Source organism: Pseudoduganella namucuonensis, from assembly GCF_900116645.1.
GTDB classification, from domain to species: domain Bacteria; phylum Pseudomonadota; class Gammaproteobacteria; order Burkholderiales; family Burkholderiaceae_D; genus Rugamonas; species Rugamonas namucuonensis.
Genome location: NZ_FPBO01000030.1, coordinates 1 through 24,638 on the forward strand (window position 1 = coordinate 1; position 24,638 = coordinate 24,638).

The 24,638-nt window shown below is 64.9% G+C and carries 24 protein-coding genes and 1 pseudogene; 16 read left to right on the top strand and 9 right to left on the bottom strand.

All coding sequences use genetic code 11. The annotated features are described in order from the left end of the window. The 7 genes and pseudogenes from BM436_RS37240 to BM436_RS25585 all read left to right on the top strand — a co-directional run. A pseudogene (locus tag BM436_RS37240) lies at window positions 1–486 on the top strand (DUF2345 domain-containing protein); the annotation flags it as partial. A 10-nt stretch (window positions 487–496) separates the two neighbouring features. Then, window positions 497–2,458, top strand: coding sequence for a phospholipase D-like domain-containing protein (locus tag BM436_RS25560; protein WP_229490710.1), 1,962 nt, complete (start codon window positions 497–499; stop codon window positions 2,456–2,458). 1 nt (window position 2,459) lies between these two features. Further along, the gene (locus tag BM436_RS25565) at window positions 2,460–3,488 is read left to right on the top strand and encodes an SEL1-like repeat protein (protein ID WP_229490712.1); all 1,029 of its coding nucleotides are present in this window, start codon (window positions 2,460–2,462) and stop codon (window positions 3,486–3,488) included. Between the two features lie 128 nt (window positions 3,489–3,616). Next, window positions 3,617–4,639 (top strand): SEL1-like repeat protein, encoded by a 1,023-nt coding sequence (locus BM436_RS25570; protein ID WP_229490714.1) that lies wholly within the window; start codon window positions 3,617–3,619, stop codon window positions 4,637–4,639. A 16-nt stretch (window positions 4,640–4,655) separates the two neighbouring features. Beyond that, window positions 4,656–4,934 carry a PAAR domain-containing protein gene (locus tag BM436_RS25575; RefSeq protein WP_093558362.1) on the top strand — a complete coding sequence of 93 codons (279 nt, stop codon included), beginning with the start codon at window positions 4,656–4,658 and terminating at the stop codon, window positions 4,932–4,934. Window positions 4,935–5,030: 96 nt separating this feature from the next. Then, window positions 5,031–6,137: a DUF4214 domain-containing protein gene (locus BM436_RS25580; protein ID WP_143133312.1), complete on the top strand. Its 1,107-nt coding sequence runs from the start codon at window positions 5,031–5,033 to the stop codon at window positions 6,135–6,137. 271 nt (window positions 6,138–6,408) lie between these two features. Beyond that, entirely contained in the window at window positions 6,409–8,061 is a 1,653-nt protein-coding gene (locus BM436_RS25585; protein WP_177307511.1) for a methyl-accepting chemotaxis protein, read from the top strand. Between the two features lie 29 nt (window positions 8,062–8,090). Here BM436_RS25585 and BM436_RS25590 read toward each other — a convergent pair whose 3' ends face one another. From BM436_RS25590 to BM436_RS25610, 5 genes are all read right to left on the bottom strand, one after another. Beyond that, complete coding sequence (locus tag BM436_RS25590; RefSeq protein ID WP_093558365.1) at window positions 8,091–8,657, bottom strand: hypothetical protein; 567 nt, start codon at window positions 8,655–8,657, stop codon at window positions 8,091–8,093. Then, on the bottom strand, window positions 8,654–9,190 hold the full coding sequence (locus BM436_RS25595; protein WP_093558366.1) for an RNA polymerase sigma factor: 537 nt from the start codon (window positions 9,188–9,190) through the stop codon (window positions 8,654–8,656). Before BM436_RS25595 ends, BM436_RS25590 begins: the two co-directional genes overlap by 4 nt. 143 nt (window positions 9,191–9,333) lie before the next feature. Beyond that, window positions 9,334–10,503 (bottom strand): vWA domain-containing protein, encoded by a 1,170-nt coding sequence (locus BM436_RS25600; protein WP_093558367.1) that lies wholly within the window; start codon window positions 10,501–10,503, stop codon window positions 9,334–9,336. 2 nt (window positions 10,504–10,505) lie between these two features. Further along, the gene (locus BM436_RS25605; RefSeq protein ID WP_093558368.1) at window positions 10,506–11,102 is read right to left on the bottom strand and encodes a GNAT family N-acetyltransferase; all 597 of its coding nucleotides are present in this window, start codon (window positions 11,100–11,102) and stop codon (window positions 10,506–10,508) included. Beyond that, window positions 11,102–11,968, bottom strand: coding sequence for an AAA family ATPase (locus BM436_RS25610; protein WP_093558369.1), 867 nt, complete (start codon window positions 11,966–11,968; stop codon window positions 11,102–11,104). The genes BM436_RS25605 and BM436_RS25610 overlap by 1 nt, the downstream gene beginning before the upstream one ends. A 185-nt stretch (window positions 11,969–12,153) precedes the next feature. On the opposite strand from BM436_RS25610, the gene BM436_RS25615 reads away from it, so the two are divergent. Next, window positions 12,154–12,489 carry a c-type cytochrome gene (locus BM436_RS25615; protein WP_093558370.1) on the top strand — a complete coding sequence of 112 codons (336 nt, stop codon included), beginning with the start codon at window positions 12,154–12,156 and terminating at the stop codon, window positions 12,487–12,489. Window positions 12,490–12,500: 11 nt separating this feature from the next. After that, a complete protein-coding gene (locus tag BM436_RS25620) occupies window positions 12,501–12,854 on the top strand; it encodes a c-type cytochrome (RefSeq protein WP_093558371.1) in 354 nt (117 codons plus the stop codon). 112 nt (window positions 12,855–12,966) lie between these two features. On the opposite strand, the gene BM436_RS25625 is transcribed toward BM436_RS25620, so the two are convergent. After that, window positions 12,967–13,395, bottom strand: a complete 429-nt coding sequence (locus tag BM436_RS25625) for a DUF1841 family protein (RefSeq protein ID WP_093558372.1) — start codon at window positions 13,393–13,395, stop codon at window positions 12,967–12,969. Between the two features lie 78 nt (window positions 13,396–13,473). After that, window positions 13,474–14,151, bottom strand: a complete 678-nt coding sequence (locus tag BM436_RS25630) for an RNA pyrophosphohydrolase (RefSeq protein ID WP_229490716.1) — start codon at window positions 14,149–14,151, stop codon at window positions 13,474–13,476. Between the two features lie 203 nt (window positions 14,152–14,354). On the opposite strand from BM436_RS25630, the gene BM436_RS25635 reads away from it, so the two are divergent. The 4 genes from BM436_RS25635 (at window position 14,355) to BM436_RS25650 (ending at window position 19,607) form a co-directional block, all read left to right on the top strand. Beyond that, the gene (locus BM436_RS25635; protein WP_093558373.1) at window positions 14,355–16,079 is read left to right on the top strand and encodes a proline--tRNA ligase; all 1,725 of its coding nucleotides are present in this window, start codon (window positions 14,355–14,357) and stop codon (window positions 16,077–16,079) included. A gap of 56 nt (window positions 16,080–16,135) precedes the next feature. Then, window positions 16,136–16,744, top strand: coding sequence for a lytic transglycosylase domain-containing protein (locus tag BM436_RS25640; RefSeq protein WP_093558458.1), 609 nt, complete (start codon window positions 16,136–16,138; stop codon window positions 16,742–16,744). 62 nt (window positions 16,745–16,806) lie between these two features. Further along, a complete protein-coding gene (locus BM436_RS25645; protein ID WP_229490718.1) occupies window positions 16,807–18,192 on the top strand; it encodes an alkaline phosphatase in 1,386 nt (461 codons plus the stop codon). Window positions 18,193–18,209: 17 nt separating this feature from the next. After that, window positions 18,210–19,607 (top strand): alkaline phosphatase, encoded by a 1,398-nt coding sequence (locus tag BM436_RS25650; RefSeq protein ID WP_093558375.1) that lies wholly within the window; start codon window positions 18,210–18,212, stop codon window positions 19,605–19,607. Window positions 19,608–19,771: 164 nt separating this feature from the next. Here BM436_RS25650 and BM436_RS25655 read toward each other — a convergent pair whose 3' ends face one another. Beyond that, a complete protein-coding gene (locus BM436_RS25655; protein WP_093558376.1) occupies window positions 19,772–20,143 on the bottom strand; it encodes an SWIB/MDM2 domain-containing protein in 372 nt (123 codons plus the stop codon). Between the two features lie 202 nt (window positions 20,144–20,345). Further along, complete coding sequence (gene ffh, locus BM436_RS25660; RefSeq protein WP_093558377.1) at window positions 20,346–21,713, bottom strand: signal recognition particle protein; 1,368 nt, start codon at window positions 21,711–21,713, stop codon at window positions 20,346–20,348. 245 nt (window positions 21,714–21,958) lie between these two features. On the opposite strand from ffh, the gene BM436_RS25665 reads away from it, so the two are divergent. The 3 genes from BM436_RS25665 to BM436_RS25675 are packed head-to-tail and all read left to right on the top strand — an operon-like array spanning window position 21,959 to window position 24,582. Next, window positions 21,959–22,945 (top strand): ABC transporter substrate-binding protein, encoded by a 987-nt coding sequence (locus tag BM436_RS25665; RefSeq protein WP_093558378.1) that lies wholly within the window; start codon window positions 21,959–21,961, stop codon window positions 22,943–22,945. Window positions 22,946–22,954: 9 nt separating this feature from the next. Beyond that, window positions 22,955–23,770: an ABC transporter permease gene (locus BM436_RS25670; protein WP_093558379.1), complete on the top strand. Its 816-nt coding sequence runs from the start codon at window positions 22,955–22,957 to the stop codon at window positions 23,768–23,770. A gap of 14 nt (window positions 23,771–23,784) precedes the next feature. Further along, window positions 23,785–24,582, top strand: a complete 798-nt coding sequence (locus tag BM436_RS25675; protein WP_093558459.1) for an ABC transporter ATP-binding protein — start codon at window positions 23,785–23,787, stop codon at window positions 24,580–24,582. The last annotated feature ends 56 nt before the right edge of the window (window positions 24,583–24,638 follow it).

The following is a 24,638-nucleotide window of genomic DNA, read 5'->3' on the forward strand; positions in this document are numbered from 1 at the left end:
TTCAGTGAAGGCGGCATCGAGCTGGGCACGACCGGCGACTTCGTCGCGCACGCGGCGAAACACAGCCTGCCGGGGCCGAAGAACGTGGCGGTGTCGATGGCGATGCCGGAGCTGTCAGATCCGAAGGGAGAGGGCGCCCTGAACCTGGGCAGTCATCCCACCGCCGGGGGACGGGCATTCGGCGGCGCGCCTTACAAACTGTTCAAGGACGACGTCTTGCTGGAGCAAGGCCAGTTCGACGAAGAGGGCAACTTGGTTTTCACGCATGACCTTGAGGCGCAAGCGGCCTACAAGCTGGAACTGGCCAATGGCCAGCGCTACGCCATCGATCCGGACGAGCAGGTGGAGCAATCCAGAATCAGCGCGGCGATCGGTTTCCATGGCTACCAGAACGCCGGCGGATATTTGAACGACGACGCGATGTCCCTGGACGAGGACAGATTGGCCTGCAACCCCGCCGCGTGCGGCAAGAAGCGGGCGTCTTGAAGGAGAAAACATGGCCAGCATGAACGAGAACGCGGATCTCTACGACCTTTCGCTGTACTACAACCGCCACGCGGCGCCGTATCAATGCCTGGTGCTGCCATGGTGGGTACGTGCGCCCCACCCTGTGTATTCGCCACGCCATCGCTGCCAGATCGAACTGCTGAATTGCGGCCAGAAAGTGTTCGGGCGGATCGCCGAGGATATTCGCAAGGCCAAGCACAGCGTGGACATTATCACCTGGGGTTTTGATCCAGGCATGGTGCTGGAGCGCGACTCCACCGCCGAAGCGGGCCAGCGGTTTGGCGATTTGCTGAAGGAAGTCGCACTGTGCAGGGCGCCGGAGGTGCAGGTCAGGCTGCTGGTATGGCACGACGATCCCTTGTCGCAGATGAAAATGAAAAACATACCGGGCTATTATGGCCGGCGCTTCTCCGCCTATGGCTCCGGGGCCACCAGCTTTTACAGCGAACAGCACATGCGATACAACGCCGAGTGGTTCGAGCAAATATGCGCCGGCGAGATCCCCAACATCCGCTTTCATGTGCGTTCGGTTCCCGGCAGCGCGAGGGCTCCATGTCTGCGGGGCGAGTCGGTTCCGAAAGGCCTGATGGCCGACGTGAGCAAACTGTACGCGGCGCATCACCAGAAGATGATCCTCATCGACTACGAGCGGCCGCCGCTCGCGGTCGGCTATGTGATGGGCCACAATTCGACCACCGATTTCTGGGACACCGAGGAGCATGTGTTTCGCGATCCCAGGCGGGAACGCCTCTACTACAACGACCCCATCAGCACACACAAGGAGGCCTGGGAGCAGGGACCATCGCTCAACCCCTCGGCGCCGGGGTATAAACCCACGGAATACGAACTGGCTCAGAAGGAACGCGCGGTCAAGGCTTATCTGGACAAGCATAGCTTTGTCGCCAAACCCTATCAGGACGTCTCCTCCCGCTTGCGGGGGCCGGTGCTGGCGGACATCAACCATAACTTTTGCCAGGCTTGGGAAGAGTCGGAGCCTCCCAGCTCGATGTTTCTTGACGCATTCCGGATCGTGGCCAGAGTGCCGCTTATGCAGAAATTGAAGGATGCGACGAGCAAGGTGGCCGCCAAGATTTATGGCGATGCCGAGGAGCCGTTTATCCAGCGGCGCAAGGCGATTCCAGCGGAAAAATTCCAGGTGCCTGGTGGCCAGCACAGCGTCCAACTGCTGCGCACGCAGCCGATGCATGGCGAGAAGGCCATCAAGGAATGCTACGCGAATCTCACACGGCAAATGCATCACTACATGTTCATCCAGAACCAGTACGTGCAGTACGAAACCTGGGCGGAGCACTTGTGCGAATGTGTGGAACGGATGCGGGCCGGTGGATACAGGAAGCAGGTCTACGTCTTCATCTTGACTTCCACTCCCGAGATTAATGGCATGGATTTGCCGACCTACGATGTGGCCAGGACGATCGGACTAAGCGACGCCATGGTGCAGGAGCACAACGAGGCCCTGGCAAAAGAGCGCAAAGGCAAGGGGCCCAAGCCCATCTCTCCCAAAGATATGGCGAGGCGTGGCATCAATGTTGTTATGGGGTCTCTGTGGACATGCGCCGAGCCGCTGGCGAATGGCCGGCTGCGCCCGGACCAGTATGAGGAAATCTACATTCACGCCAAAGTCGCCATCGTCGATGATGCGGCGTTCACGATCGGTTCCGCCAACTTGAATTTGCGCAGTATGGCGTTGGACAGCGAACTAAACGTTCTGAGCGACGCGCGGGAGGTCGCTTATCAGCTTCGCTGCGACCTGTTTCGGCAGTGTACTGGTCAAGCTGGTCCACAGCAGTTTGCCGATATGGATGAAACATTCCGGGAATGGACAGCATTGACGGCCTCGAATTTCGCTCTTAAAAAGAAAAACGAACTGATTTCTTCCCAACTATTGTCTTTTTACGTCGACAGAAAACCTGGTTCTCCAGTGGTGTGAGATGGTTTCTAACCCTAAATGTTATTTTTTTGCGAGCGTTCTAGCTGCTGCGGTTATTGGTGGCGGCCATTTCTTTGATTTCTATATGGAGCGCAGATCTATGCATGCTATCCCACAGGGGCTAACCCGCTTCAACGTAACTGATCCTATCCCGCATTGTGGCCGCTGGAAGGAAAACATGCCCGCCACTCGTGATCCGGAAGTTTATCGCCTATATATTCAAGCGCGCAAGCTTTGGCGAAGCAAGATCGAATGGGAACTTAGCCGTACTGAAGCTCAGCAGATACTGGCTGATGTTGAACTGGCATCGAAAAAAGGTGATTGGGGTGCACGGGCGTTGCTGGCATATTTTTATCGAAGCGGCTTGGGGCCTCTCTCATCAAACAAGGTACTCGACCAGGACGCAGACAAGACAGTGGCTATTGCGCGCGAGGCTGCGGCCGCAGGTCAACCGTGGGGACTCTACGATTTGGGTGTCGCTCACGAGCATGGCTATGGTGGTGCTGCCAAAGACCTGGAAATCGCTTGGGCCTACTACTTGAAGGCCGCACGACTTGGCAGCCCGGATGCGCAACTGGCTTTGGCTGATGCCTACAGCGAAGCAGGCCGGTCGGATGCTGAGGATGCCATGGTGCAGTGTGCTTATCAGCAGGGGCATGGGGCTGCCGCATACAGGCTGGCGATTGATGCGAAGGTTCGAAAGCAATATCGCGAAGCGCTTGCGACGTACCAGGCTGGGATTACGTTTGGTGACAAAGACTGCGCCGATGCGCTTTTCCTGCTGTTCTCCAGAGGATATTGGACTGGCGCCTCATCAAAAGAAAGAGAGGCGCTGAGTGCGATAGGAATTGCAGCAGATCCAGAACGGAAGGCTAGGTATGACGCGATCAGCAACGCGCTTCAAATCAACCCCGATCTGAAGTTAGGTCGGCTGGATGAGTTCCTGCCGCTGCCTCCAGCGAAGCTTCCGGAATGGCGAGGTGTTTCCGATGTGGTTACGCCAGAATCGGACGGGCCGCCGACCTATTAATTAGCGGAGGACACACACATGCCTTTGAAAATCATCACAGTCGGCAATTGCTCCGACCATGGCGGTAAAGTCATCGGTGGCTCACCCATGCGTGGCATAGTCTGCTTCCCAGGAAGTCCTGTGACCTGATGAACCATATCAAGCGGAACGGTTGGTTGATAAAGGGCGGCCTCATGCTTGTCATGGGGATCGCCATCTTTTCTTTCATCGATTATCTGAGGGAGATGGCTATGCACCGCATGCCAGAAGGACTTCATGAATTCCGAGTGGCCGATCCAATTCCTGATTGCAGTCGCTGGAAGCAGCATATGCCTGCTACTCGCGATCGGGCTACGTATGATTTGTATATGCAAGCGCGCAAACTTTGGCGGAGCAAGATTGAATGGGAACTCACCCATTCTGAAGCTCGGAAGATATTGGATGATGTCGATCTGGCATCGAAAAGAGGTGATTGGGGCGCGCGTGCTTTGATGGCCTATTTTTATCGAACTGGACTAGGGCCTCTTTCGTCAAACAAGGTGCTCGACAAGAATGCAGACAAAGCAGTTGAGATCGCGCGTCAAGCTGCGGCTGCAGGTCAGCCGTGGGGATTTTACGATTTGGGTGTCGCGCACGAACATGGCTATGGCGGTGCGATATACGACCAGGATATCGCGTGGGCCTACTATTTGAAGGCGGCGCGGGTCGGCAGTCCCGATGCGCAGATGGCGCTGGCCGAGGCGTATCAGAATGCTGGTCGCTCAGACGCTCACGATGCGATGTGGCAATGCGCGTTTCAGCAAGGGCACGGCCCTGCCGCCTATAAGCTGGCTCTCCGCGCAGAGGTGAGGGGGAAGTACTGGGAATCACTTAATTTATACCAAGAGGGCGTGAGGTTTGGTAGCCGAATATGTGCCGATAATTTATATCTGATGTTCAACCCAGATGTGCGGATGGCAGAGAGAAAGGAGATATTCGAGGCCACGGGAATAACGACGGATCAGGAACGAGGCCGACGTTATCTAGCCATCAGCGAGGCTTTACAAGTTAACCCTGACTTGAGGCTAGATAGACTGAATGAGTTCCTGCCACTGCCACCAGCGAAGCTTCCGGAGTGGCGGGGCGTTTCCGATGTGATCACGCCCGAATCGGACGGGCCGCCGACCTATTGATTAGCGGAGGACATACATGCCTTTGAAAATCATCACAGTCGGCGACAGTACCGACCATGGCGGCAAGGTCGTCAGCGGATCGCCCACGCACGACATAGCCGGCCGCGCCATCGCCCGACTTGGCGACGAGGTCGCCTGTCCCCAGTTCTATCCCGGCGGGCGGCCCCACGGCGTCAACAAAATCATCACCGCGCACGCGACGCTGACCGCCGGCGGCATCCCCGTCGCCGTGCACGATTGCCGGACCGAATGCGGCTGCAAACTGATAGGCAGCGTCGGCGCGACGGTGGGATAGCCACCCCCGCGAAACAAAATGTAATTGTTTCCATCCGGACCAGAAGCGCATCCTAAGATTAGCCATCGGTTGTCAAAGCACGCACTTCTGGAGACCATGATGAGCTACAGCATACTTCCCAACTACGGCAGCCTGACCGCGCGCGAGATGGCGGACGCGTCGTACCTGCCGCTGCCGGCCTACACCCCCAGCAGCGGCAACGGCGCCGGTTACGACAACGCGGCGCTGTTCCGCGCCGACTACGCGGGCGCCGAGAACGACGCCGTGTTCAGCTGGACCGGCATCGCCGGCGCCGTCTATTCCATCACGTCCAGCAGCCACTTCGACCCGGCCGTCCTGCTGGTGTTCGACGCCTACGGCGACCCGATCGCCGAGGACGACCGCGGCGGCTGGGCCGGCGAGGACCATCTGACCTTCGTCGCGCCGTATTCCGGCACTTATTACGTGGACGCCTCCTGGGACCAGGGCGGCTTCTCCAGCCAGCAGCGGGTCAGCCTGCAGATCCTGGAGGACGTGAGCCCCGCCAACGTGCAGGTGATCAGTGGCACCTCGCGCGCCGATGACCTCGACGGCACGGCCGGCGCCGACGACATGTTCGGCTTCGGCGGCGACGATTCGCTCTTCGGCGGCCGCGGCGACGATTACCTCGACGGCGGTTCCGGCATCGACGAGGCCTTCTACAACGGCAGCCGCGCCGAATACACGGTGCACGCGGACGGCGACCGCTTCTGGGTCTACGACAACTACGGCACGGATGGCGACGACCTGCTGTCGGACATCGAGCGCATCGACTTCAAGGACGTGTCGCTCGCGCTGGACATCAACGGCGAGGGTGGCCAGGCCTACCGCCTGTACCAGGCCGCCTTCGACCGTGTGCCGGACAAGGTGGGACTGGGTTACTGGATCGCCCAACTGGACCAGGGCGCCAGCCTGCGCGAGGTGTCCGGCGCGTTCGTGGCATCGGACGAGTTCCGCGCGCTGTATGGCGCGCGCCCGACCAACCTGGCGATCGTCAACGAGTTCTACGAGAATGTGCTGAACCGCGCGCCCGACCAGGCTGGCCTGGACTACTGGGTGAACATCCTCGACACCCGGCAGGACACGGTCGCCGGCGTGTTGAGCTATTTCAGCGAGAGCCGCGAGAACTACGCCCAACTGGTCGGCGCCATGGTCAACGGTGTCGAATACCAGCCCTGGGCTTGATCGGGATTTGTATCGCGCCATATTTCTTGCCTTTGTTACAAAGCGCGTATTTCTTTTCGAAATGAAATACTAGAATGAATTCTTGCGGCTGGGAATGATCTCCCGCGCCGCCACGATGGCACGCGCCGGCGGCTTCGCGCTCCGGCCCCACGCTTTTCCAGTTTCGTCCTGTGTCCGCCGCGCGCTTCGCGCGCGCGGCACGCCGTCGTCCAGTTCCGGCAATTCCGTTTTTTCTACCGATCAGTGCTTAACCTCGGCAAGGAGTAATGCGATGAATTGGTCCAATTTACGTATCGGCGTGCGACTGGGCGGCTGCTTCGCCCTGGTGCTGGTGTTGATGACGGTGTTGATGGGAACGGCCGTGTGGCTGCTGGCGCGGTTGGGGAGCGCCACCGATTTCATGCTCAATGACGCCGTCGCGAAGGAGCGCCTGGTGGTCGAGTGGTACCACGCGACCCGCTTGAACAGCATGCGCACCCTGGTGGTGGCGCGCAGCGGCAATCCAGAGGAGCAAGAGCGCATCGAACGCGATATCAAGGCGACCAGCGCCACCATCAGCCAATTGCAAAAGCAGCTGGAATCAACGCTTCTCAGCGCCGCTGGCAAGGAACTGTACGCGGCGGTGTCATCGCGCCGGCAGGACTACGTGCAGGCGCGCGCCACCGTGTTCCGCGCCAGGCAGGATGGCAGGCTCGCCGAGATGAACCAGTTGATAGAAAGCCGGTTCGCACCCACGCTGGCCGCCTACCTCGCCAGCATCGATGCGTTGGCGCGGCATCAGCAGGACAGGGCGGCGGGCGTCGCGCGCGAGGTCGGGGCGCAAAACGCCGGTGGCCAGGCCTTTCTCGCCGGCGCCTGGCTGTTCGCCTTGCTGGCGGGGACCGCGGGCGCGGCGTGGACCACGCGCTCCATCACCCGCCCGCTGCGGCGCGCCATGGAGATCGCGCAGACCATCGCGAAGGGGGACCTGACGTCGCGGATCGTCGCGCCGTCGCGCGACGAGACCGGCCAGCTGATGGCGGCGCTGGCGGAGATGAACAACAGCCTGGTGCGCATCGTCGGCGAGGTGCGCGTCAGCTCCGACACCATCTCCGCCGCCTCGAAACAGATCGCGTCCGGGAACATGGATCTGGCGACGCGCACCGCCGAGCAATCGAGTTCGCTGGAGGAGGCGTCGGCCTCGCTGGAAGAGCTGGCGTCGGCTGTCAAGCACCATTTCGGCATCGCCAGGAACGCGCAGGACATCGCCCGCTCGTCGTCCGACATCGCCCTGCGGGGCGGTGCCGTGGTGGCCGAGGTCAGGGCCACGATGGCCACCATCAACGAATCGTCCAGGAAGATCGCCGACATTGTCGGGGTGATCGATGCCATCGCGTTCCAGACCAATATCCTGGCCTTGAACGCGGCGGTGGAGGCCGCGCGCGCCGGCGAGGAGGGGCGTGGTTTCGCCGTGGTGGCCTCGGAGGTGCGCAATCTCGCGCAGCGCTCGGCTGTCGCGGCCAGGGAGATCAAGGCGCTGATCGCCGATTCGGTCGCGCGGGTGGAGGCTGGCGGCCGGCTGGTCGACCAGGCCGGCGCGACGATGGACCAGATCGTCGACAGCACGGGCCATGTCAACCGCATCATGGGCGAGATCACGTTGGCCGGCGCCGAGGAAAGCTCGGGCATCGAGCAGATCAGCCAGGCCGTCATGGAACTGGACAGCACCACCCAGCAGAACGCGGCGCTGGTCGAGGAGGCCGCGGCCACGGCGGACGGGCTGCAGGAGCGGGCGACGCGGCTGGTGGCGCTGGTGGGGCAATTCGAGTTGGGCTCGGCGCGCCAGTCCGGCGCCGCCATTCCCCTGCCCCGCGCGGGCGCGGGCAGGAAAGCCATCGCCGCGCCGGCCGGCCAGTCGGACCAGGGATGGGCGCGCGTCGCCTGATCCGGCCCTTGAATGTCCTCCCCCGGCGGTCAGCTTTCGGCGTCCAGCTGGTCGATCTCGCGCTGCAGGCGGCGGGCGGAGTAGAGGTTGATCAGGAAGATGGACAGCAGCACGCCGGCGATCCCCAGGTTGGCCCCGAGGCCGCGGGCGAAGGGCGCGGAGGCGTCCAGGCTGGTTTCCACGCCCCAGCGGAACAGCGCCATGCCGGGAACGAAGGGCGCGATGTACCAGAGCCACACGGAGCGCAGCGCGTCGCGCTGGCGCACCAGTTGCGCGCGGTGGAAGTCGCGGCTGGGCAGGGCGGCGTCCGCGCTTGGCGGCGGGCCGCCGGACGTCCTGCGGTACAACTGGTGGATCACGACGAAGGTGGCGAGGATGATCAGCGCGCTGCCCAGCTGTATCAGCGGCTGCGGGTAGGTCCAGATGTAGCGCCCGAAGCAGTAGACCACGAAGACGGCGGCCAGCACCTCGATCAGGTTGCGCAGCCTGATCCCGCGCTGGAAACCGCTGGCGCGTTTTTTCAATTCCTCTTCGGTGAGAGGAGCGGTTGCCGCGGGCTGGGTTTTCCACAGCTGTTTCGGATCCTGGTCGTTCATGTCTTGCTCCCGATTTGTTTGGCCAGCAGGGCCTTGATGCGGTGCACCTTGGTGGCGACGTTGCGCGCCGAGATGCCGGTGATCTCGCCGATGCCGGCCGCGTCCAGGTCCTCCAGGTACAGCAGCATGACTTCGCGGTCCAGCGGCGCGAGGCGGTGGATCAGGGCGAGCAGGCGCTCCATGTCGAGGCGGCGTTCGGTGTTGGCGATGTCGGCCCGTTCGTCGGCGACGGCTTCGGCCTCGTCGAGGTCCAGACTGATGCGGTCGGCCGCGCGGAAGCTGCGCTGGATGTGGGTGACGCCGATGTTGTGGGCGACGCGGTAGACCCAAGTGCGCAGCGAGCACTGGTCCTTGAAGCTGGCGAAGCTTTGCCACAGGGCGACGTGGATTTCCTGCAGCAGTTCCCGGCGCTTGGCGGCGTCGCGTTCGTAGCCCATGGCGAAGCGGGCGATGTCCGGGCCGTGGCTGGCGATGGCTTGCCGGTAGCGGCTGTCCTGGCCGGCGGCGGCGGCGGAGGGCGGGCGTGCTGTCATGGTGTGGTGTGTAAGAGCTGTTCTTAGCAAGGTAGTCACTCGCCGGACGGGTTTCTTACAGCGGCGGCGTTTTTTTCGCCAAACCCAAGCGCAAAGGCCGGGGTCAGACCCGCCGGGTCTGACCCCGGGGGGAGGTCCCGGGTTTATTTGCTCAGCATGCGCATGGCCCGCTCCAGGCCTTCTATCGTCAGCGGGAACATGCGGTTGTTCATGATCTGACGGATCACGGCGATCGATTGCCGGTATTGCCACAGGCCTTCCGGTTCCGGATTGAGCCAGATGAACTTGGGGAAGGCGTGCGTGAAGCGCGCCAGCCATTCGGCGCCGGCCTCCTCGTTGTTGTACTCGACCGAGCCGCCCGGTTGCAGGATCTCGTAGGGGCTCATGGTGGCGTCGCCCACGAAGATCACCTTGGTGTCCGGCGTGTACTTGCGCAGCACGTCCCAGGTGGGGAAGCGTTCGGCGTTGCGGCGGCGGTTGTTCTTCCACAGGTAGTCGTAGACGCAGTTGTGGAAGTAGAAGAACTCCATGTTCTTGAATTCCGTCTTCGACGCCGAGAACAGCTCCTCGGTGCGCTCGATGTGGTCGTCCATGGTGCCGCCCACGTCCAGCAGCATCAGCACCTTGATGTTGTTCTTGCGCTCGGGCTGCATCTTGATGTCGAGGAAGCCGGCGTTGTTGGCGGTGGCGCGGATGGTCTGGTCCAGCGCCAGTTCGTCCTCGTGGCCCTCGCGCGCGAACTTGCGCAGGCGCCGCAGCGCGACCTTGATGTTGCGCGTGCCCAGTTCGCGCTCGGAGTCGTAGTCCTTGTAGGCGCGCGCCTCCCACACCTTGACCGCGGTGCGGTTGCCGCCCTTGCCGCCGATGCGGATGCCTTCCGGATTGGTGCCGCCGTTGCCGAACGGGGAGGTGCCGCCCGTGCCTATCCATTTGCTGCCGCCCTCGTGGCGCTCCTTCTGTTCCTTCAGCAGCTCGTTGAGGCGGTCCATCAGCTTGTCGTAGCCGAACTTCTCCAGCGCGGCCTTCTGCTCGTCGGACAGTTCGCGTTCCATGCGCTTGATCAGCCAGTCCAGCGGGATGGCGCTGTTGGTCTCGAAGGCGCCGTTGATGCCCTTGAAGTACTGGGCGAAGGCGCGGTCGAACTTGTCGAAGTGGGCCTCGTCCTTCACCAGCGTCAGGCGGGACAGGTAGTAGAAGTCGTCCATCGAGGAGTCGATGACGTTTTTTTGCATCGCCTCCAGCAGGGTCAGGAACTCCTTGATGGAGACGGGGATCTTCGCGTCTTTCAGCGTGAAGAAGAAATCGATCAGCATGATCAGTCCCTGCTTAACTTGTAGCGCAGATGCGCGCGCACCTCGGGCCATTCGCCGCGCGCGATGCTGTACATGACGGTGTCGCGCACGGTGCCGTCGCGCCGCGGCGCGTGGTGGCGCAGCACGCCATCCTTTTTCGCGCCCAGACGCTCGATGGCGGCCTGCGAGGTGTGGTTGTAGTTATCGGTGCGGAAGCCCACCAGCGCGCAGCCCAGCGTGTCGAAGGCGTGCGACAGCAGCATCAGCTTGCAGCTGGTGTTGACGTAGGTGCGCTGGCGGCTGCGCGCGTACCAGGTGTAGCCGATTTCGAGGCGGTCGATGGCGGGCACGATATCGTGGTAGCTGGTGGTGCCGATCACGGCGCCGGCGCCGTTGCCAACACCTGCGTCGATCACGGCGAAGGCCAGCCGGCCCGGTCGCATCGCGAGCGCGGTGGCGATGTAGTCCTCCACGTCGGCCGGTTCCGGCACGGACGTGATGCGCAGCCTCCATAGTTCGCCGTCCCTGGCGGCCGCGCGCAGGCCCTCGGCGTGGCGCGGCTCCAGCGGTTCCAGCCGCACGCCGTCCAGTTCCAGCGTGATCGCTTTGACCTCGTCCATCAGCGGTTGGTCCGGTTCATGAACACCAGGCGCTCGAACAGGTGCACGTCCTGCTCGTTCTTCAGCAGCGCGCCGTGCAGCGGCGGCACGACGGCCTTGGCGTCCTTGCTGCGCAGCGCCTCGGGCGGGATGTCCTCGGCCAGCAGCAGCTTGAGCCAGTCCAGGAATTCGGAGGTGGACGGCTTCTTCTTCAGGCCCGGGACGTCGCGCACCTCGTAGAAGGTCTGCAGCGCCTGGGCCAGCAGCTCCTGCTTCAAGGTCGGATAGTGGACCTTGACGATGGCCTCCATCGTGTCCTTGTCCGGGAACTTGATGTAGTGGAAGAAGCAGCGGCGCAGGAAGGCGTCCGGCAGTTCCTTCTCGTTGTTGGAGGTGATGATGACCAGCGGGCGGTGCTTGGCCTGCACCATCTCGCGCGTCTCGTACACGTAGAACTCCATGCGGTCCAGCTCGCGCAGCAGGTCGTTCGGGAACTCGATGTCGGCCTTGTCGATCTCGTCGATCAGCAGCACCACCGGTTCCGGCGCCGTGAAGGCCTGCCACAGCACGCCCTTGACGATGTAGTTGTGGATGTCGCGCACGCGCTCGTCGCCCAGCTGGGAATCGCGCAGGCGCGACACGGCGTCGTATTCGTACAGGCCCTGCTGCGCCTTGGTGGTGGACTTGATGTGCCACTGCATCAGCGGCATGTCCAGCGCGGCGGCCACTTCCTCGGCCAGCATGGTCTTGCCGGTGCCCGGTTCGCCCTTGATCAGCAGGGGGCGTTGCAGGGTGAGCGCCGCGTTGACGGCGAGTTTCAGGTCGCCGGTGGCGACGTAGTTGTCGGAGCCCTCGAAACGCTGGCCCTGGCCCTTGTTAGCATGCATACGTGATATCTCATAATGGGAAACGATCCCTTGAGTATATGCCAGAACGCTATACCACACTGCGGGCGGATGATGTGGACTCGCCCCCTGTAAACGTTTAGAATCGCGAGTTGGTAGCGTAAAAGTCAACTTTTATGCCCTCGCGGTATCACATTTTACTGACGCTCGTTAACCTCGCCATCACCATGAAAAAAATCTACGCAGTTCTCGCGCTTGCCGGCATCGCCAACGTGGCCGCGGCAGCGGACATCGTTGGAGACGCCAAGGCGGCTCCAGCCAAGATCGAAATGTGTATCGGTTGCCACGGCATTCCAGGCTACAAAGCAACGTTCCCTGAGGTGTTCCAGGTGCCCATGATCGGCGGCCAGTCGGCGAAGTACATCGAGAACGCGTTGAAGGGCTATCAGAAGGGCGAGCGCAAGCACCCGTCGATGAAGGGCATCGCCGTCAGCCTGTCGGACCAGGACATCGCCGACATCGCCGCTTACTACTCGCAGCAAACCAAAACCGCGCAGAAATGAGGCACCGAAACATGAATAACAAGGTAAACAAGCTGATCGTCGCTCTGTTCTGCTCCGCCGTCTCGTTCGGCGCCTCCGCCGGCGGCAATGTGGACGCGGGCAAGGCCCTGGCCGAGAAATACAGCTGCGCCGCCTGCCACGGCAAGGACTACAATTCGCCGATCGACCCGAGCTATCCGAAGCTGGCCGGCCAGCACAAGGACTACCTGCAGCACGCGCTGACCGCCTACAAGCGCGGCGACGCCGCCAACGGCCGCAGCAACGCCATCATGACCGGCCAGGTCAAGCCGCTGACCAACCAGGACATCAAGGACCTGGCGGCCTACCTGCACAGCCTGCCGGGCACCATGGCGGTCCATCGCTGATCGCCGCCGCCGCAAGGAAAAAAGCCACGCATCGCGTGGCTTTTTTTTACCCCAACCTGAAGCGAAGGCTGGGGACAGACCCGCGGGTCTGTCCCCGGATTCCGCCTTTGGTTTAGCGGATCCGGCGCTTGACGGCCTCGACGTAGGCGTCGCCGTCCAGCGGCAGGCCGTTGCGCTGGGCGTTCCAGATCATCTCGCCCAGGCATTCCATGATCTGGTGCTGCGCCTCGTGCGCGGAGTCGAGCCTCAAGGTCAGCGCGGTGGCCGCCTCGCGGATGCCGGGCGGCTGGTCGATCGAGATCTGCTCGTCGATCGACAGGTGCATGGACAGGTGCAGGAAGGGGTTGGTCTGGCCGCCGTCGACCGGAAATTCGCGCGCCAGCGCGGCCTCCTCGTCGGCCAGCACGTCCTCGTACTCGGGGTGGTGGCGGATCCAGTCGCCGGCCATGGTTTCGAGCGGGGTCAGCACTTCGCGGGCGCGCTGCTTGCGGAACACGCCGCAAAAGAAGCGGCGCACGTCGTCGGAGGAGGGATTGAACATGGGTTGCTGGCCGGACCGGGGAAACAATCCGCCATTGTACCGCGCATGAAAAACGGACGCCGCGGCGTCCGTTTTCGCTCACTCCTTGCCGGCCTCCGCGATCCCGGGCGGATCGCAGTCGCACGGCGCCTCGCCGCTGGCCGCCACCAGTTCCGGCCGGGTGGCGGCCGTGGCGCCGCTTGCCTTTCCGGCACTGTTGCCGTTCTGGCCATTGATGCCGCGCGGCGCGTGCGGCTGGCGCAGGTAGCGCGAGGTGTGGTGCCGGTGCCCGTTGCCGTGCGCCGGCCACGTCAGGAAGCGCGACAATTCCTGCAGCGCGCGCTGGTAGACGTCGCGCTTGAACTCGATCACCACGTCCAGCGGCACCCAGTACTCGTGCCAGCGCCAGGCGTCGAACTCCGGGTGGTCCGTCAGGCGCAGGTTGACGTCGTTGTCGCGCGCGCACATGCGCAACAGGAACCAGATCTGCTTCTGGCCACGGTAATGGCCGCGGATTTCCCGCTTGATGAAGTGGTCCGGCACCTCGTAGCGCAGCCAGTCCCGCGTGCGGCCGATGATCTTGACGTGCTCCGCCCGCAATCCTATTTCCTCTTCCAACTCCCGGTACATTGCTTGTTCTGGCGTCTCTCCATACTTGATCCCGCCTTGCGGGAATTGCCACGAGTGCTCGCGCACCCTTTTGCCCCACCACACCTCGTTATGGGCGTTGAGCAGGATGATGCCGACGTTGGGCCGAAACCCTTCACGGTCGAGCATAGTGCACCTCAAACTTTCTGCCGCCGTGCGCCCTTCTTATATTTTTGCCCACAAACATGCGTGCCGATCCAGCTTTCCGGGTACGAAAGCCGTCGGCAAGCCATCTAATGAACGCATTTGTATAAAGTTTGGACGCATCAGCCAGCTAATCCTTTAAAATTAGGTTGATTATAACTCTCTCTTTTTAAAAAAGAATTCACCGTATGCGTGCCTCCCGATTTTTTATTTCAACTCTCAAAGAAGCACCGTCCGACGCCGAGATCGTCAGCCACCAGCTGATGATGCGCGCGGGCATGATCAAGCGGCTCGGCTCGGGGATCTACACCTACATGCCGATGGGCTTGAAAGTGATCCGCAAGGTCGAGGCCATCGTGCGCGAGGAAATGAACAACGCCGCCGCCATCGAGCTGCTGATGCCGCTGGTGCAGCCGGCCGAGCTGTGGCAGGAGACCGGCCGCTGGGACAAGATGGGGCCGGAGCTGATGCGCGTGAAGGACCGTCACGGCCGCGAGTTCGCGATCCAGCCGACGTCCGAGGAGGTGATCACCGATGTCGTGCGTTCGGAAATTAAGTCCTACAAGCAGCTTCCGTTGAATTTTTACCACATCCAGACCAAGTTCCGCGACGAGCGCCGTCCCCGCTTCGGCCTGATGCGCGGCCGCGAGTTCACCATGAAGGACGCCTATTCCTTCGACCGCGACCTGGCCGGCATGCAGCAATCGTACAAGGTGATGTTCGACGCCTACACCCGCATCTTCACGCGCTTTGGCCTGAAGTTCCGCGCGGTGGCGGCCGACAACGGCGCCATCGGCGGCACCGGCTCGCACGAGTTCCACGTGATCGCCAGCACCGGCGAGGACGCGCTGGTCTACTGCCCGGACTCGGACTTCGCCGCCAACATGGAGGCGGCCGAGGCGGTCGCCACCGGTGAGCGTCCGGCCGCGTCGGCCGCGCTGGTCAAGACCTCCACGCCGAAGGCGCAGAAATGCGAGGACGTCGCGGCGCTGCTGAAGATCGACCTGAAGCAGACCCTCAAGACCTTGGCGCTGACCGTCGAGAAGGATGGGGGCGGGAAGGAATACTTCATGCTGCTGTTGCGCGGCGACCATGAGCTCAACGAGATCAAGGTGGGCAAGGTGGCCGGCCTGGCCAACCACCGCTTCTCGACCGAGGCGGAAATTCTGGAAGTGTACGGCTGCGTGCCCGGCTACCTGGGCCCGATCGGCACCAAGGCGCCGGTCACCGTGGTGGCCGACCGCACCGTCGCGCTGATGGCGGACTTCGTCACCGGCGCCAACGAGGCGGACTACCACTACACCGGCGCCAACTGGGGCCGCGACGTGGCCGAGCCGGCCATCGTGGCCGACCTGCGCAACGTGGTCGAGGGCGACCCGTCGCCGGACGGCAAGGGCGTGCTGGCGATCGAGCGCGGCATCGAGGTGGGCCACGTGTTCCAGCTGGGCACCGCCTACTCGGAGGCCATGAAGGCCACCTTCCTGGACGAGAACGGCAAGGCCGCGCCGCTGCAGATGGGCTGCTACGGCATCGGCGTGACCCGCATCCTGGGCGCCGCCATCGAGCAGAACTTCGACGACAAGGGCATCATCTGGCCGGCGTCGCTGGCGCCGTTCGAGCTGGTGCTGTGCCCGATGGGCTACGACCGCAGCGAGCTGGTCAAGGAAGCCACGGACAAGCTGTACGCCGAGGCGCAAGCGGCCGGCGTCGACGTCATCGTCGACGACCGCGGCCTGCGTCCGGGCGCCATGTTCGCCGACTGGGAACTGATTGGCGTGCCGCACCGCGTCGTCATCGGCGAGCGCGGCTTGAAGGAAGGCAACCTGGAATACCAGGGCCGCCGCGACACCGAGGCGACCGCCGTGCCGGTGGCCGACACCATCAACTTCGTCAAGGCTAAAGTGCAGCGGTGAACCGTCGACAACACCAGCGGAGTGGCGCCGAGCGGCGCCGGTTCTGGGCGCGCCCCCTGCGCTGGTGGCATGTGCTGGCCTTCGCCGGCGGCGTGCTGTCGGCGCCGTTCGGCTTCGCCGGCAACCAGCAGGAGGAGGCGCTGGCCGATTCGGTGCGGCTGGCGCTGTCGAACGCCATCATGGACGCCCGTCCGCCCAAGCCGGCCTTCACCAGCCTGGCCGACCGCCAGCGCTACGAGCAGTGGCTGGCGCAGATGTCCGAGCGCCTCAGGCGCAAGCTGCCGGACGAGCAGATGCGCACCGAATTCCTCGAAACCGCGTGGTACGAGGCGCGCCGCGCCGGACTCGATCCGGGCCTGGTGCTGGGCCTGATCCAGGTGGAGTCGGCCTACCGCAAGTACGCCGTGTCCGTCGTCGGCGCGCGCGGCTACATGCAGGTCATGCCGTTCTGGACCAACGTGATCGGCGACAGCGACCGCCGCAAACTCTTCAACATGCAGACCAACCTGCGCTACGGCTGCGCCATCCTGCGCATGTACCTGGACATGGAGCGCGGCAACCTGTTCCTCGCGCTGGGCCGCTACAACGGCTCGCGCGGCAAGCCGGACTACCCGAACGCGGTGCTGGCGGCGTGGAACAAGTGGAAGCATTCCCCCTCGTTTTAGCGCTGTATTCCGCGCCCCGGATTTCAGCTAAGATGACAGCCTTTGCGACACAAGGGCCCCACATGAAACACAAGGTATGGTCGGCGGGTTCCGCCGCGATGGCCGCCGCGCTGACGGCCGGCTTGCTGGCCGGCTGCGCGGGCCCCGGCGCCAACAAGGGCGGGCCCGCGCCCGCCGCGCCGGTGCCGCCGTCCATGGCCGGCGAAGAGCAATCGCTCAGGCACATCATCCTGCTGGTCGGCGACGGCATGGGCTTCAACACGCTGACCGCCGCGCGCACCTACGCCGTCGGCGAGGACGGCGACCTCACGCTCGACACGCTGCCCGAATCGGCCTACGTCAAAACCTATTCCAGGGACATGCAGGTGACGGACACCGCCGCCGCGATGTCCGCCTACATGACGGGCGTGAAGACCAACAACGGCCAGCTCTCGATCGGCGGCTGCGGCACCGCCGCGCCGCACACGCCGGCCACCTTGCTGGAGACGGCGCGCAAACGCGGCTGGTCGGCGGGCGTCGTGAACGCGGCCAGCGTGACCGATCCATTGACGGCGGCCGGCTACGCGCACGCCTGCCAGGCCGCGCGCGGCGACGACATCGCCGCAGCGCTGGTGCCCGGCGGCGCCGGCTACAACGAGCAGCTGACCGGCGGCCTGGACGTGGTGCTGGGCGGCGGCGCCCAGCATTTCCACAAGCGCGCCGACGGCCGCGACCTGCTGGCCGAGCTGCGCGCGCAAGGCTACACGTCGGTGGCCGACGCGGCCGCGCTGCAGGCGCTGCGGCCCGCCGCCGCGCAGCGCGTGGTGGGCGTGTTCGGCGCCGGCAAGCAGCCCACGCTGCCGCAGATGACGGCGAGCGCCATCGACGTGCTGGCCGCGCGGGGCGCGGGCTTCCTGCTGGTGGTGGGCAACGGCCAGATCGGCCAGGCGCAGCGTTCGTCGACGGCGCGCCGCGCGCTCGATGAAACCGTGGCGCTGGACGCCGCGCTGAAAACCGCCATCGCCAAGATGCAGGCCATCGACCCCGGCCTGAAACGCACGCTGATCGTGATGACGGCCACCAGCGACAGCACGCTGATCCTGAACGGCTACTCCATCCGCACCGGCAAGACCACGCCCACGCAGCCGGGCGTGCTGGGGCTGGTGCGCAAGTACACCAACGGCGCCTACTACAAGGACCTGGACGACGTGCCCTACACCATCATCGGCTACGGCAACGGCACGCACCGGGTGCAGGGCAGCCGCGCCGGCGGGCAGGTGCTGAGCGACGCCATCGTGACGGAGGCCGAATACCGGCAAGAGGCCACGGTGCGCATGGCGCCGGGCGCCACCACCAACGGCGGCACCGACGTCTACCTGGGCGCCATCGGCGCGCGCGCGGCGGACTTCCGCGGCACGCTGGAGAACACGCAGGTGCACACGATGATCAAAACCGCGGCCGGCTGGTGAGGCGCAGGAACCCACACATGAAGAAAATCGCATCCATCACCGGCCTGCTGCTGGCCTCCGCGTCCCTGCACGCCGCCGCCGCCGGCGAGGCGAAAAACGTCATCTTCTTCCTCGGCGACGGCATGGGGCCGACCATCATCACGGCCGCGCGCATCCACCAGTACAAGGAGGAGGGCCTGCTCAAGTTCGAGCGGCTGGACCGCGTGGCGCGCGTCAAGACATATTCGCAGGACGCGCAGACCACCGACAGCGCGCCGTCCATGGGCTCCTACATGACGGGCGTGAAGATCCAGAACGAGGTGATCTCCATGTCGTCCGACACCAAGGCCAGCGCGCCGAAGAAGGACGCGCACGGCAACAACACGGTGGACACCTGCGCCCCCGCCAACGGCAAGCCCGCCGTGACGATACTGGAACTGGCCAAGGCGCGCGGCAAGGCCGTGGGCGCGGTCACCACCACCGAGGCGACCCACGCCACGCCGGCCTCCACCTACGCGCACAGCTGCCACCGCGACAGCGGCTACGCCATCGCCGCGCAGGCGGTGCCGGGCGGCGCCGGCTACAACGCGGCGCTGGGCGACGGGCTCGACGTGCTGATGGGCGGCGGCCGCCACCACTTCACGCCGTACGACGCGCAGGCCAATCCGCGCGGCCGCGCGGACGGGCGCGACCTGCTGGCCGAACTCGCCGCGCGCGGCTACCTGGTGGCCACCGACAAGGCGCGGATGGCCGAGGCGCGCCCGGGCCGCAAGTTCGTCGGCCTGTACGCGAGGCAGGGCCACCTGGCGTACGAGAACGAGCGCGCCGCCGCGAAGGCGGGCTCGGAGGCGGCGGGGCAGCCCAGCCTGTCGGAGATGACGTCCAAGGCCATCGACCTGCTGTCGGCCAAGCGCGAAGGCTTCTTCCTGATGGTGGAGGGCGGCAAGATCGACCACGCGCTGCACGACTCGCAGGCGAAGAACGCCGTGGTGGACTTGGTGGCGTTCGACGACGCGATCCAGACCGCGATCGACCGCATGCAGAAGCTGGACCCGGGCCTGCGCGAGACGCTGATCGTCGTCACGGCGGACCACGACCACACGCTGGCCTTCAACGGCAACGCGCGCCGCGGCAATCCTATCCTGGACATCGTGCGCGACGCCGCCGGCGCGCCGGCGCGCGACGCGGACGGCCGCAGCTACACGGCGCTCAACTTCGGCAACGGCCCGAACCGCCCGAACGAGCGCGCGGAGCTAAGCAGCGAAAAGGTGCTGGCGGACGGCTACCACCAGGAGACCGGCGTGCGCCTGAACGGCGAGACGCACGGCGGCGGCGACGTCAAGCTGTACGCGGTGGGCGCGGGCGCGCGGGACTTCAAGGGGACGATGGAGAACACCAGGGTGTTCGACCTGATGAAGGCGGCTTTCGGCTTCTAGCCTAAACCGCGGACAGACCCTCCGCGCCACGCATCGTCGCAAGTTCATGGGACAGTGAACGCGGGTCTGTCCCCTATGCCGCGACGTCGGTTTTGCTTGGGCGAAAAAAAGGCCCCGGCCGCTCGGCGCGACGGGGGCTTGGCGCGTTGCGCAACGCGCGTTCTTCAGGACAGGTGGTCGGAGATCAGCTTGGTCATCTCGAACATCGAGACCTGCGCCTTGCCGCCGAATACGGCTTTCAGCTTGTCGTCTGCGTTGATCATGCGGCGGTTGGCCGCGTCTTGCAGATTGTGCTTCTTGATGTAGTCCCACACTTTCTTCGTCACTTCGGTGCGTGGCAGCGGATTGGCGCCGACCACGGGAGCCAGCGAGGCCGATGGCTTCATCTCTTTCATGAACGCTGCGTTGGGCTTGCGTGGCGCGGCGGCCTTTTTTGCCGCAGCCGCCGGCTTTGCCGCTGGTGCCGCCTTCGCAGCCGGTTTTGCCGCTGCTGCTTTCTTTGCTGGTGCTGCTGGGGTTTTCTTGGCTGTTGCCATATTCGAGCCTCCTTAACGAACACAGGGAAAAGTTGCGCAATTCAATCGCACGGCTAATATTGGTGGGGATTTGCCCACGATGCAAGTGTTTTTCGTGTTTTTTCTCGGAAACGACACGTAAAGCCCGCCATTGCTGGGCCGCTGGCCCGCGGCGGGCGAAAAAAAGCCGGCGCGCGGCCGGCTCCCATAGGCAAAACCCGTATCAGCGCAGGCCCGGCATCATGCCCTTCATCGAGCGCATCATCTTCATCATGCCGCCGCCGGACAGCTTTTTCATCATGGTCTGCATCTGCTCGAACTGGTTCAGCATGCGGTTCACCTCCTGCACCTGCACGCCGGCGCCGGCCGCGATGCGGCGCTTGCGGGTGGCCTTGATCAGCTCCGGCTTGGCGCGTTCGGCCGGCGTCATCGAGTCGATGATGCCGACCATGCGGCGCACCTGCTTGTCCGCCTGGTCCATGTTGGCGCCGCCGGCGGCCTGCTGGAACTGGGCCGGCAGCTTGTCCACCAGGCCGGCCATGCCGCCCATCTTCTTCATCTGGCCCAACTGCGACTTGAAGTCGTTCATGTCGAACTTGCCGCCGGACTTGACCTTGGCCGCCAGGTCGGCCGCCGCCTTCTGGTCCACGCCCTTGCGCGCCTCCTCCACCAGCGCCAGGATGTCGCCCATGCCCAGCACGCGGTTGGCCATGCGGGCCGGGTCGAAGGCCTCCAGGCCGTCCAGCTTCTCGGACACGCCGGCGAACTTGATCGGCTTGCCCGTCACGTGGCGCACCGACAGCGCGGCGCCGCCGCGCGAGTCGCCATCGAGCTTGGTGAGCACGATGCCGGTCAGCGGCAGCGCGTCGTTGAAGGCCTTGGCGGTGTTGATGGCGTCCTGGCCCAGCATGGCGTCGACCACGAACAGCGTCTCGATCGGCTTCACGGCCGCGTGCACGGCGGCGATCTCGCGCATCATCTCCTCGTCGATGCCGAGGCGGCCGGCGGTGTCGATGATCAGCACGTCGTGGTAGTGCTTCCTGGCCCAGTCCAGCGCGGCCAGCGCGATGTCGACCGGCTTGTCCTGCGCGGTGGAGGGGAAGAAGTCGGCGCCGACCTGGCCGGTCACCGATTGCAGCTGGGCGATCGCGGCGGGACGGTACACGTCGGCCGAGACGGTCAGCACCTTCTTCTTCTTTTCCTCCTTGAGGTACTTGGCCAGCTTGCCGACGGTGGTGGTCTTGCCCACGCCCTGCAGGCCGGCCATCAGGATGATGGCGGGCGGCTGCTGCGCGAAGCTCAGTTGCGCGGCCTCGGGACCGAGGTCCGCGCCCATCAGCGAGGCCAGCTCGCGCTGCACCACGCCGACCAGCGCCTGGCCCGGCGACAGCGACGAGAGCACCTCCTCGCCCAGCGACTTTTCCTTGACCTTGGCGATGAACTCGCGCACGGCGGGCAGGGCGACGTCGGCCTCGAGCAGCGCCATGCGCACCTCGCGCAGCATCTCGGCGGTGTTGGCCTCGGTCAGGCGCGCCTCGCCGCGCATGGTCTTGACGACCTTGGCGAGGCGTTGAGTCAGATTGTCTAGCATGTTCTACCTACTATATATATAGATGGATGCGGTGGCCGCGGCCGGAACGAAAGCGCCATTCCAGGATGGATGCGGTGGCCCCGGCCGGGACGAAACCGCCATTCTACCTTAGTGCGGCGGCGCCAGTTTCGGCATCCGCGTTCCCGGTTTCCCCACTGTTCTTGCTTTTTGTCTACAGTCGCCTCCCGCGATCTGGGCACAATCCGGCTTGGCGCAAGGCATTCATCGATAACCGGGGAGGCGGCATGGGACTGATAGCGATCGGCAAGGCACTGGCGGTGGCGGCATGGGTGGCGGGGGTGGCGGCGGCGGCGCCGGCCCGGGCGCAGGAGGTGGTAAGGCTGGGCAATCTGAAGTTCGCGCATTTCGGCGCGGTGTCCTATATGAAGGAGCTGGGGCCGAAATGCGGCATCCGGGTCGAGGAGCACATGTTCGCCAAGGGCCTGGACGTGATGCAGGCGATGATCGCCGGCGAACTGGACGCCGGCGCCACCGCGTCGGAGGCGGCCATCTCCGGCCGCGCGGGCGGCGCGCCGATCTATGTGGTGGCCGGCTTCGCCAAGGGCGGCGCGCGCCTGGTGGGCCGCGCCGACCTGAAAATGACGGCGGTGCGGGACTTGCGGGGCAAGCGGGTGGGCGTCACGCGCGGCGCCATCCAGGAGGTGCTGCTGCTGGCCGAGCTGCAGCGCGCCGGCTTGACGGCGTCCGACCAGCCGGGCAAGGACGTGCAACTGGTGTTCCTGGCGTACGCCGACCTGAACCAGGCGCTGCTGGGCAAGAACATCGACGCCATGATGCAGTCCGAGCCGCAGTCGTCGCAGGCGCTGAACAAGGGCTTCGGCAACGAGATCGTCAAGCCCTACGGCACGCCGATCGGCGAGCCGGTGCGCACCATGGTGATGACCGAGCGCTTCTACAAGGACAAGCCGGCGCTGGCCGCGAAGTTCATGCGCTGCTTCGTCGAGGCCACCCGGACCTTCATCGAGCAGCCCGCCACGGCCGAGAAGTACGTGCGCGAGGTGGTGTTCAAGGGCCAGATCAGCGGCGACGACTTCCGCGACGCGATCGGCAACGCGCCGTATTCCTACGACATCACGCCGGAGCACATCCAGGTCACCACCGACGTCATGGTCAGGACCGGCGTGGGGCGCATGGCCAGGCCGCCGGTGGCCAGCGACTGGGTCAAGACCGACCTGCTGCTGGCGGCCAAGAAAAGCCTGAACGTCAAATAGGGGGCGGCCATGGCGAACATCGAATGGCGTGAAATCGGCGTGGGCATGGTGGCGCCGGCGCTCGTCGTCGCCTGCTGGCAGGCGGTGGCGATGCTGGGCTGGGTCAACCCGCAGGTGCTGCCGGCGCCGCTGGCGGTGGTGGAGAAGTGGTTCGGCTACCTGCTGCCGACGCAGGCCTACGCCGGCGGCGGCTGGCTGGCGTGGGCGCTGTCGGGGGAGTTGATACACGACGCGCTGGGCAGCTTGTACCGCGTCGGCCTCGGCTTCGCCATCGGCGCCGGGCTGGCGCTGCCGCTGGGGCTGGCGATGGGCGCCAGCCCGCGCGCGTACGCCTGGATGAATCCGCTGGTGCAGCTGCTGCGGCCGATTCCGCCCATCGCCTACATCCCGCTGTCCATCCTGTGGTTCGGCCTGGGCGATCCGCCGGCCGTGTTCCTGATCGCGCTGGGCGCCTTCTTCCCGGTGTTGATGAACACCATCGCCGGCGTGCGCCAGCTGGACGGCATCTACATCCGGGCGGCGCGCAACCTGGGCGCGTCCGGCCGCGTCATGTTCCTGCGCGTGATGCTGCCGGCCGCCGTGCCTTATATCTTGTCGGGCGCGCGGATCGGCATCGGCACCGCCTTCATCGTCGTCATCGTATCCGAGATGATCGCCGTGAACAACGGCCTGGGCTTCCGCATCCTGGAGGCGCGCGAGTACTTCTGGTCCGACAAGATCATCGCCGGCATGGCCACCATCGGCATGCTGGGGCTGGCGATCGACGCGGGCGTGAACCGTTTGAACAACCATTTGCTGCGCTGGCACCGCGGCCTGGAGCACTGATGAGGGACCCGCACATGGACGCGCCGCATATCGTCATCGACAATGTCAGCAAGGTGTACCAGAGCGGCGGGCGCGAGGTGGTGGCGCTGCGCGGCATCGGCCTGGCGGTCCCGCGCGGGCAGTTCGTCTGCCTGCTGGGGCCCTCCGGCTGCGGCAAGTCGACCCTGCTGAACGCGGTGGCCGGCTTCGCCCCGCCCAGCGCCGGCCGCGTCGTCGCCGACGGCCGGGAGGTGGCCGGGCCGGGGCCGGACCGGGGCATGGTGTTCCAGGAGTACGCGCTGTTCCCGTGGATGACGGTGGCCGACAACATCGCCTTCGGGCTGGAGATCAAGGGCGCGCGCCGGGCCGAGATCGACGCCACCGTGGCGCGGCTGCTGTCGATGCTGTCGCTGGGCGACTTCGGCCAGCGCTATCCGAAGGACCTGTCCGGCGGCATGCGGCAGCGGGTGGCGATCGCGCGCGTGCTGGCGCTCGATTCGCCGGTGATGCTGATGGACGAGCCCTTCGGCGCGCTGGACGCGCTCACCCGGCGCAACCTGCAGGACGAGCTGCTGCGCATCTGGGCCGAACTGGGCAAGACCATCCTGTTCGTCACCCACAGCATCGAGGAGGCGATCTACCTGGCGGACCGGGTGGTGGTGATGACGTACCGGCCCGGCACCGTCAAGCGCGACCTGATGGTCGAACTGCCGCGGCCGCGCGATCCGGCCGCGCCCGGGTTCAACGCCCTCGCGCGCGAGCTGGGGACGCTGGTGATGGAGGAGCAGCGGCGCCACCAGCACGACGAGCTGCGGCGGGAGGCGGCGGACTAGCGCGCCGCGGGGGGCGGGAGGGGCCGGCGGGCGGCGCGGGCGGACCCCGGCCGGCC

What these genes read in the sequence shown, in the direction of transcription:
- BM436_RS25615 (WP_093558370.1), top strand. Translation starts at nt 12,154, where the DNA reads ATGAAAAAAATCTACGCAGTTCTCGCGCTTGCCGGCATCGCCAACGTG.
- BM436_RS25610 (WP_093558369.1), bottom strand. Translation starts at nt 11,968, where the DNA reads ATGCATGCTAACAAGGGCCAGGGCCAGCGTTTCGAGGGCTCCGACAAC.
- BM436_RS25590 (WP_093558365.1), bottom strand. Translation starts at nt 8,657, where the DNA reads ATGAACGACCAGGATCCGAAACAGCTGTGGAAAACCCAGCCCGCGGCA.
- BM436_RS25560 (WP_229490710.1), top strand. Translation starts at nt 497, where the DNA reads ATGGCCAGCATGAACGAGAACGCGGATCTCTACGACCTTTCGCTGTAC.
- BM436_RS25625 (WP_093558372.1), bottom strand. Translation starts at nt 13,395, where the DNA reads ATGTTCAATCCCTCCTCCGACGACGTGCGCCGCTTCTTTTGCGGCGTG.
- BM436_RS25670 (WP_093558379.1), top strand. Translation starts at nt 22,955, where the DNA reads ATGGCGAACATCGAATGGCGTGAAATCGGCGTGGGCATGGTGGCGCCG.
- BM436_RS25620 (WP_093558371.1), top strand. Translation starts at nt 12,501, where the DNA reads ATGAATAACAAGGTAAACAAGCTGATCGTCGCTCTGTTCTGCTCCGCC.
- BM436_RS25580 (WP_143133312.1), top strand. Translation starts at nt 5,031, where the DNA reads ATGATGAGCTACAGCATACTTCCCAACTACGGCAGCCTGACCGCGCGC.
- BM436_RS25585 (WP_177307511.1), top strand. Translation starts at nt 6,409, where the DNA reads ATGAATTGGTCCAATTTACGTATCGGCGTGCGACTGGGCGGCTGCTTC.
- BM436_RS25630 (WP_229490716.1), bottom strand. Translation starts at nt 14,151, where the DNA reads ATGCTCGACCGTGAAGGGTTTCGGCCCAACGTCGGCATCATCCTGCTC.
- BM436_RS25570 (WP_229490714.1), top strand. Translation starts at nt 3,617, where the DNA reads ATGAACCATATCAAGCGGAACGGTTGGTTGATAAAGGGCGGCCTCATG.
- ffh (WP_093558377.1), bottom strand. Translation starts at nt 21,713, where the DNA reads ATGCTAGACAATCTGACTCAACGCCTCGCCAAGGTCGTCAAGACCATG.
- BM436_RS25645 (WP_229490718.1), top strand. Translation starts at nt 16,807, where the DNA reads ATGAAACACAAGGTATGGTCGGCGGGTTCCGCCGCGATGGCCGCCGCG.
- BM436_RS25635 (WP_093558373.1), top strand. Translation starts at nt 14,355, where the DNA reads ATGCGTGCCTCCCGATTTTTTATTTCAACTCTCAAAGAAGCACCGTCC.
- BM436_RS25650 (WP_093558375.1), top strand. Translation starts at nt 18,210, where the DNA reads ATGAAGAAAATCGCATCCATCACCGGCCTGCTGCTGGCCTCCGCGTCC.
- BM436_RS25565 (WP_229490712.1), top strand. Translation starts at nt 2,460, where the DNA reads ATGGTTTCTAACCCTAAATGTTATTTTTTTGCGAGCGTTCTAGCTGCT.
- BM436_RS25655 (WP_093558376.1), bottom strand. Translation starts at nt 20,143, where the DNA reads ATGGCAACAGCCAAGAAAACCCCAGCAGCACCAGCAAAGAAAGCAGCA.
- BM436_RS25595 (WP_093558366.1), bottom strand. Translation starts at nt 9,190, where the DNA reads ATGACAGCACGCCCGCCCTCCGCCGCCGCCGCCGGCCAGGACAGCCGC.
- BM436_RS25575 (WP_093558362.1), top strand. Translation starts at nt 4,656, where the DNA reads ATGCCTTTGAAAATCATCACAGTCGGCGACAGTACCGACCATGGCGGC.
- BM436_RS25665 (WP_093558378.1), top strand. Translation starts at nt 21,959, where the DNA reads ATGGGACTGATAGCGATCGGCAAGGCACTGGCGGTGGCGGCATGGGTG.
- BM436_RS25605 (WP_093558368.1), bottom strand. Translation starts at nt 11,102, where the DNA reads ATGGACGAGGTCAAAGCGATCACGCTGGAACTGGACGGCGTGCGGCTG.
- BM436_RS25600 (WP_093558367.1), bottom strand. Translation starts at nt 10,503, where the DNA reads ATGCTGATCGATTTCTTCTTCACGCTGAAAGACGCGAAGATCCCCGTC.
- BM436_RS25675 (WP_093558459.1), top strand. Translation starts at nt 23,785, where the DNA reads ATGGACGCGCCGCATATCGTCATCGACAATGTCAGCAAGGTGTACCAG.